Annotated in this window: 2 pseudogenes; one reads left to right on the forward strand and one right to left on the reverse strand. The window is 70.7% G+C overall.

The features are described 5' to 3' along the window. Positions 1-90 (reverse strand): annotated as a pseudogene (locus tag AB0C20_RS36235) (acetylglutamate kinase); the annotation flags it as partial. On the opposite strand from AB0C20_RS36235, the pseudogene AB0C20_RS36240 reads away from it, so the two are divergent. Continuing rightward, positions 77-1,054, forward strand: a pseudogene (locus AB0C20_RS36240) (chitinase); the annotation flags it as partial. The pseudogenes AB0C20_RS36235 and AB0C20_RS36240 overlap by 14 nt on opposite strands. Between the last annotated feature and the right edge of the window lie 154 nt (positions 1,055-1,208).

Consider the following 1,208-nt stretch of genomic DNA (forward strand, 5'->3'; position numbering starts at 1 on the left):
GACGGCGTACGGACCGTGCGAGTTGATCAGACCCACCAGCTCCCGGCCCACCTGACAGACCAGCACCATCCGGACCACGTCCATCGCCTCGACCACGCCGCCGCCGACCACGCCGCCGCCGACCACGCCCCCACCGACCGACCCGCCCACCGGTGGGTTGCCGAAACACCTGCTCACCGGTTACTGGCACAACTTCGACAACCCCGCCGTCGAGCTGCGGCTACGCGACGTCCCCGCCGAGTACGACCTGGTGGCGGTCGCCTTCGCCGAGGCCACCGCGACTCCCGGCGCGCTCACCTTCGGCGTCGACCCCGGGCTGGCCGCTTCGCTCGGTGGTTACACCGACGCGGACTTCACCGCCGACGTCCGCACCCTGCACAGCCGGGGCAAGCGGGTCATCCTCTCCGTCGGTGGTGAGACCGGCCGGGTAACAGTGAACAACGCCGCGTCGGCCGCCGCGTTCGCCGACACGGCAGCCGCGTTGATCGCCCGGTACGGCTTCGACGGGATCGACATCGACCTGGAGAACGGGCTCAACCCGACGTACATGGCGCAGGCGCTGCGCGCGCTGCGAGCCACTGTCGGATCAAGCCTGATCATCGCGATGGCGCCGCAGACCATCGACATGCAGAACCCTGCCGGCGGCTACTTCAAGCTGGCGCTCGACATCAAGGACATCCTCACAGTCGTCAACACCCAGTACTACAACTCCGGCGCGATGCTCGGCTGCGACCAGAACGCCGCCTATGGTCAGGGCACCGTTAACTTCATCGTCGCGTTGGCCTGCATCCAGTTGGAGGCCGGGCTCCGCCCCGACCAGGTCGGCCTCGGCCTGCCCGCCGGAGCGGGGGCGGCCGGCAGCGGCATCGTCGCGCCCAGCGTGGTCAACGCCGCCCTCGACTGCCTGGCCCGAGGCACCAACTGCGGTAGCTTCCGCCCGCCGCGCACCTACCCCGGCATCCGGGGCGCGATGACCTGGTCGGTGAACTGGGACGTCAGCAACGGCAACGGCTTCGCCAACACGGTGGGCCCGCACCTGGACACCCTGCCCTGACCGCGCCCGCCGGCGTCCGGACCGGACGCCGGTCGCTGATCCGCGTTACCGCCTACCGCCGCGCCGCCCAACAGGAGATCGGTCGGCTCGCGGTCGCCGAGGAGCGGTCCCGCGCCGCCCGCGACCTGCACGACATCCTCGGACACTCGCTGAC

Source organism: Micromonospora sp. NPDC048843 (assembly GCF_040649965.1).
In the GTDB taxonomy this organism is placed as follows: domain Bacteria; phylum Actinomycetota; class Actinomycetes; order Mycobacteriales; family Micromonosporaceae; genus Micromonospora; species Micromonospora hortensis.